The sequence below is a fragment of the Armatimonas sp. genome, assembly GCF_043757465.1.
Taxonomy (GTDB): Bacteria; Armatimonadota; Armatimonadia; order Armatimonadales; family Armatimonadaceae; genus Armatimonas.
Map to the genome: position 1 here is coordinate 59,812 of NZ_JAYVPL010000073.1, position 6,116 is coordinate 65,927.

Genomic DNA, 6,116 nt, shown 5'->3' on the forward strand with positions numbered 1-6,116 from the left:
AATGCCGTATACTCTCGTAGGAATACTCTCAGTTTAGTTTAGTTCTATAAGTCAGGTTTTTATGGCTCTCGTGTTCTTGTTATGAAGTTGAAAGGAAAGTATATGTCTTTACGCACATCACCGGCATGGGGCCGTGCCGCTCTCACGCTCTCACTGGGGATCGCGCCCCTCGCGCTTCCCACAGCAGCCTACGCGACAGCGTTCTTTACCGATTTGGCGAGCGCCTACCCTGGATCCTATGCGGCTGGGGGCTCGGGGGGGGAGACGGTTGGCTGGGTGGACACGGGCACGAGCGCAAATGCTGTGCGCTGGGACTCCAGCGGCACGATCACCAACCTGCATCCTGGTTCATTGCTAGGAGATAACTCCGCCTCCCTGGCGCTGGGGCTTGTGGGCAATACGACCGTGGGCTGGGGCTATGGAGATAGTACCGGCGGCTCACAGCATGCACTTATCTGGGTCAATGGAGTGGCGAGCGACTTGCATCCTGTCACTGTTTTTGGGGACGGCTACTCGGCTGCTCTGGGGATCAGCGCCGATGGCAATAAGATCGTTGGCTACGGTGCAGGAACCGGTCTGGATCTCATTGGCAATGGCTACACGGGCGGCCTGCTCGCTTCCGTTGCAATGCGTTGGGAGAACGGCTTTAACTTTGTTCTTCCCGTTAAAAATCTGACCGATGCTGGAACCCCCGTGGAGTGGGCAGCGGCTCTAGGGATCAGCGGCAATATTGCCGTGGGTCAGGGCTTCTTGAGCACGACTGCGACAACGAGCGCCCTCCTCTGGGATGGTGGCCTCTCGACCTACCAGCTCAGTAACCTTGAGTCTAAGGCACTTGCCGTGGATCGCGGCGACTTTGGTCTCGCATCGGCACGCACCGTGGGTGTTGTCGGAACTGAGGCTTACCTCTGGAGTGGCATTAGTGGGGGGGCAAGCCTCCATCCAACGAGCTACCTAGGCGGCGGAGGCATCTCTGAGGCACGTGCGATCGTAGGCAACCTGATCGTCGGTGTGGGCTCAGGGGCCAACACTAGCAACAATAACCACGCTCTCGTGTGGGACAATGGGCAGTTCTACGATCTGCACACACAGCTAGGGCTGGGGGCGAGTGCATCCTCCGAAGCCACTTCGGTGGATAGCCAGGGGTATGTCTCGGGCAACTACACGGAGAACGGGGCACAGAAGGCCTTCCGAGTGAAGTTTAGCGCAAATGGCGCACCGGGTTCCAATCCGACTCCGGCACCTACTGCTGTACCTATCCCGACTCCCGAGCCTGTTGCGACTCCAGCGCCTACCCCCGAGCCTGTTGCGACTCCCGCTCCCACTCCGGAGCCCGTTGCAACCCCGGCACCTACGCCAGAGCCTGCTGCGACTCCGGAGCCCGTGCCAGATCCAAATCCTACCCCTGAGCCTGTTGCGACTCCAGCGCCTACTCCGGAGCCTGCTGCAACCCCGGAGCCCGTGCAGAATCCAGGGCCGACCCCGGCTCCCGGCCCGGGGCAGAACCCCCAATCTGTTCCCGAGCCGGGCACCGTGGCGATCGTCCTGGTGGGAGGCGGTCTGCTTGTCCAGCGGCTACGACGGCGCAAGTAGCTCGCACCGCAATAAAAAAGGGAGGCCAGCTCAGGCCTCCCTTTTTTTGCTTGGCCAGCTACGTGAGAAGCTCAAGGCCAGTGGGCAGGAGAAAAAGCTGACTGAACAATTATCTGCACCTGTACGACAACAACACCATGAACATTCTTCTCATTCTCACGGAGGATCAGGGTACCCAGGTGGGCTATCTGGGCACGCCGGGTGTGAAGACACCGCACATGGACAGCCTCGCCCAAACCGCCGTGGTCTTTGAGCAAGCCTTTGTGGTCTATCCTGTTTGTTCTGCCTCGAAGGCGGCACTCTACACCGGAATGTACAACCATGCCAATGGGATCCTCAACAACACCCTCAACTACCACAAGCAACGGGCGGAGATTACAGAGGTGGAGAAGAACGTCCCGCTGTACAAGCGCAATCGCATTAAGGCCGAAGTCACGACGCTCACCGAGATTTTGAGCAAGGCGGGCTACTGGCAGGGAGTCATGCATAAGATCCACGTCACGCCCGCCGAAAAATTCCCCTACGACGAGTTCCTCCCCAATCCCAGCCAGCGAGCCGCCACAGAGTTTATTCGCCGGGCGCAGGCAACGCAAAAGCCCTGGTTTCTGCTCTACAACATCCCTAACTCGCACCGGCCCTACCCCAATAGCGACAAGAAGCCCATTCGTGTTAAACCCGAGGAAGTGACGCTCCCAAGCTATCTGCCTGACACGCCCGAAGTGCGCAAAGACTGGGCCGAGTATCTGGCGGGAATCGAGGAGGCTGATGTGCTCACCGGCGGGGCACTGGCCGCGCTCAAAGAGACGAACACCGAACGCGAGACGCTGGTGATCTTTCTGGGCGACCACGGCCCGAGTTTCCAGCATGGCAAGATGTCGCTCTACGATCTCGGTTTACGCACGCCGCTGATGATCCGACCGCCGGGAAACGCAAAGCCGATCCGCACGAAGGCACTTGTCAGCACCGTAGACCTACTCCCGACCATTCTGGACTATGTCGGGATTCCTACGCCATCAGGAATTCATGGCAAGAGCCTGCGCCTGTTAATCGAAAATAAACCTGGAGCAACGGGAAGCGAGGCCGTGTTTGCCGAGATCTCGCATCTTGGCCCGCTACCCAACACCGGCATGCAGGAGCGCTGTGTCTTCGATGGTCGCTACCGCCTGATCTACCGCGAAGGGCCGCCCAAAGCGTGGCGGCAGGTACCAGCCGATAACAAAGACCCCAAGCCCTGGGGCAATCGTACCTACAACGAGACGGTTCGGGTAAAAGAGCAGTTCCCACTCGCCTTTCGTGTGCTCCAGGAGATGGATCCGCAGAGCTTCGGGATCACTTTGCCCCGCTTCGAACTCTACGACACAAAGGCCGACCCCGATGAGCTGACCAACCTTGCCGAGAACTCTACGCACCGCGCAGCACTTCAGAGGCTCTATAGTCTAATCCAAGCGTGGGTGCGCCAGACAAAAGACCCCGCCGTGAAAGTGAGTCCTCTCTAGTGCCTCTTGCCATTGCTGCCCCACCGCCTAATATCGTCTTCTTACTCATTGATGACATGGGCTACGCCGATCTCTCCTGCTATGGCAGTAAGCTCGTCAATACCAAAAATATAGACCAACTAGCACGGGAAGGCATTCGCTTTACGCAGTTTTACGTCAGCGCCCCGATCTGCTCGCCGTCGCGAACCGGACTCTTGACGGGGCAGTACCCCCAGCGCTGGCGCATCAACTCGTTTCTGGAGAACCGGGAGTCTAACACCAAGCGTGGGATGGCGCAGTGGCTAGATTTGAAAGCGCCTAGTATCGCAAGAGAGCTGCAAAAATCGGGCTACGCGACGGGGCACTTTGGCAAGTGGCACATGGGCGGCCAGCGCGATGTGGGAGATGCGCCGCTGATCACCGAGTACGGCTTTGATACCTCGCTCACTCAGTTCGAAGGGCTGGGAGATCGGATTTTGCCACTGCTGGAAACCTACGACGGCAAGCCTCCGGCCAAGCACGCCCTCGGTAGCGACAAGCTCGGGCGGGGAGAGATCACCTGGATGGAGCGGGCCAAGATCACCGGCGCGTTTGCTGCGCGAGCCCAGGCGTTTATGAGCGAGGCGCAGGAAAATAAGAAGCCCTTTTACGTCAATCTCTGGCTCGATGATATCCACTCGCCGTTCTTCCCGGAGAAAGCGCTGCGCAGCGACGGGACAAAAAAGACGCTCTACAACGCTGTGGTGCAGAGCATGGACGACCAGCTTGCACCGCTGCTGGGCTATCTGCACACGGTTCCCAACACCATTGTGATCGTCGCCAGCGACAACGGCCCAGAGCCGGGCGCGGGTTCGGCGGGAGCGTTTCGTGGGTTCAAAGGTAATCTCTACGAGGGCGGGATTCGTGAGCCCCTGATTGTCTGGGGGCCGGGGCGGGTCAAGTCTGGCTTGGTCAATGAGAAGTCCGTAGTCACGTCCGTGGATCTATTTCCGTCGCTGCTAAAGTTGGCGGGCGTGACGCTTCCCAAAGCCTATATTCCCGATGGCGAGGACAGGAGCGATGCCCTTCTGGGCAAGTCCCAATTACTCCGCCGCCGCCCGATTTTCTGGAAGCGCCCCCCGGATCGTCCCGGCCCCGCGGGCGAGCGTTTTCCCGATCTGGCAGTGCGCGAGGGCGACTGGAAGCTGCTCAGCATGACGGATGGCACCGCGCCACAGCTCTACAACCTCGGAAGTGATCCGGGAGAGGCGAAGAACTTAGCCAGTACGGAGCCGGAGAGAGTGCGCCAGCTTACCGAGAAGCTCCTTGCGTGGAACAAGACACTGCCATGAAGCAACATCGAAAGAAGAAAACAACGTCGAAGAACTCTACAACATGAAAAAATTTATCATTGCTGCTTTTGTCGCGCTTCTGACCAGTGCGGCGATGGCTCAGAGCAAGCCCAATGTGCTCTTTATCGCCGTAGATGATCTGAATGCCTGGGTGGGGCACCTTGGAGCAAATCCGCAGGCCAAGACCCCCAATATTGATCGTTTGGCAAAGCGGGGGGTGACGTTTACCCGAGCCTACTGCGCCGCCCCGGTCTGCAACCCGAGTCGTGCGGCACTCATGTCGGGCTTGCGTCCGGGAGCCACCGGAGTCTACGACAATAGCGAGCCGTGGCAGCCGGTGATCTCCAAAGACAAGACCCTGACGACACAGTTTCTGGGCGCGGGCTACGAAGTTTTTGGCGCAGGCAAGATCTACCATAGCAGTGCGCACCGACCTGGCGAGTGGAGCGACTACCTGGCAGGGGAGAATCGCACCGCGAAGGAAACGGCCCACCCAACTGCCAAGAACGATGGCGTCGGGGGGATCAAGTTCCAGCCCCTCACCGATGACTCCACGCTCTCCGACGAAGGAATTGTGGACTACGGAATCCAGCACCTTGGCAAAAAGCATGACAAGCCGTTCTTTCTGGCCGTTGGGGTGCACAAGCCGCACATGCCCTGGAACGTCCCCAAAAAATACTACGACCGCTTCCCGCTCGAAACGATCAAGCTTCCCGCAGGCTACCGCGAAGACGATCTCAAAGATGTCCCTCCTGCCGGGGTGAAGCTGGCCAAGCCCCAGGGTGACCACGCCCAGATGCTCGAAAGCGGGCGCTGGAAAGAGGCGATCCAGGGCTATCTTGCTGCAATTTCGTACTGCGACGAGCAGATCGGGCGGCTACTCGATGCCTACGACAAGTCGCCCGAGAAGGAAAACACGATTATTGTCTTCTGGGGCGATCACGGCTGGCACCTGGGCGAGAAATCCCACTGGCGCAAGTTCGCGCTCTGGGAGGAAGCGGTTCGTGCGCCGTTTATCTGGGTTGCCCCCGGGGTCACCAAGCCCGGCGGCGTCTGTGATCGCACCGTGGACTTCATGAGCATCTTTCCGACCCTCTGCGATCTCACAGGAATCGCACGCCCTGCCCATGTCGAGGGCAGCAATCTCCGTACGCTACTCGCCAACCCCAAAGCCGCCTGGAGTACACCTGCAATAACAACCTACGGCCAGAACAACCACACCGTCCGGGATGCAAACTGGCGCTATATCCGCTACGCAAACGGCGATGAAGAGCTCTACGACGAGATAAAAGACCCGTATGAGTTTACGAACCTGGCGAGCAAGCCGGAGCTAGCAAACGTCAAAGCGGAGCTAGCAAAGTGGCTGCCAAAGATCAACAAGCCTGCCGCAAAGGGCGGTGCAAGAGACAAGGATGAGGAGTATTAGATGGCAAAGCCCAATATCATTGTGATTCTCGTAGACGACATGGGGTTCTCGGACGTGGGCTGCTACGGCTCCGAGATTCCGACCCCCAATTTAGATTCGCTCGCCAAGAACGGAGTGCGCTTCTCCCAGTTCTACAACACGGGCCGCTGCTGTCCCACCCGCGCGTCGCTGCTAACTGGGCTCTACCCTCATCAAGCCTAATCTTGTCCCGTAACTTTTTTTGCCAATGGAACCAAAATTGCTATGGAGGGAGTTATGAAAACCCAAAACTCTCTCCCCGAAAAATCAGAT

The 6,116-nt window shown here is 58.6% G+C and carries 4 protein-coding genes and 1 pseudogene; all 5 read left to right on the top strand.

Annotated features, from left to right (window positions below):
- Positions 1–102 precede the first annotated feature (102 nt).
- Positions 103–1,593, top strand: a complete 1,491-nt coding sequence (locus tag ACH2ED_RS09590) for a PEP-CTERM sorting domain-containing protein (RefSeq protein ID WP_395090536.1) — start codon at positions 103–105, stop codon at positions 1,591–1,593.
- A gap of 137 nt (positions 1,594–1,730) precedes the next feature.
- The gene (locus ACH2ED_RS09595; protein WP_395090537.1) at positions 1,731–3,089 is read left to right on the top strand and encodes a sulfatase; all 1,359 of its coding nucleotides are present in this window, start codon (positions 1,731–1,733) and stop codon (positions 3,087–3,089) included.
- On the top strand, positions 3,089–4,399 hold the full coding sequence (locus ACH2ED_RS09600; protein ID WP_395090538.1) for a sulfatase-like hydrolase/transferase: 1,311 nt from the start codon (positions 3,089–3,091) through the stop codon (positions 4,397–4,399). The genes ACH2ED_RS09595 and ACH2ED_RS09600 overlap by 1 nt, the downstream gene beginning before the upstream one ends.
- Positions 4,400–4,442: 43 nt before the next feature.
- Positions 4,443–5,825 (top strand): sulfatase, encoded by a 1,383-nt coding sequence (locus tag ACH2ED_RS09605; RefSeq protein ID WP_395090539.1) that lies wholly within the window; start codon positions 4,443–4,445, stop codon positions 5,823–5,825.
- Positions 5,826–6,023 (top strand): annotated as a pseudogene (locus ACH2ED_RS09610) (sulfatase-like hydrolase/transferase); the annotation flags it as partial. It lies immediately after the preceding gene.
- Positions 6,024–6,116 lie beyond the last annotated feature (93 nt).

What these genes read in the sequence shown, in the direction of transcription:
- ACH2ED_RS09590 (WP_395090536.1), top strand. Translation starts at nt 103, where the DNA reads ATGTCTTTACGCACATCACCGGCATGGGGCCGTGCCGCTCTCACGCTC.
- ACH2ED_RS09595 (WP_395090537.1), top strand. Translation starts at nt 1,731, where the DNA reads ATGAACATTCTTCTCATTCTCACGGAGGATCAGGGTACCCAGGTGGGC.
- ACH2ED_RS09605 (WP_395090539.1), top strand. Translation starts at nt 4,443, where the DNA reads ATGAAAAAATTTATCATTGCTGCTTTTGTCGCGCTTCTGACCAGTGCG.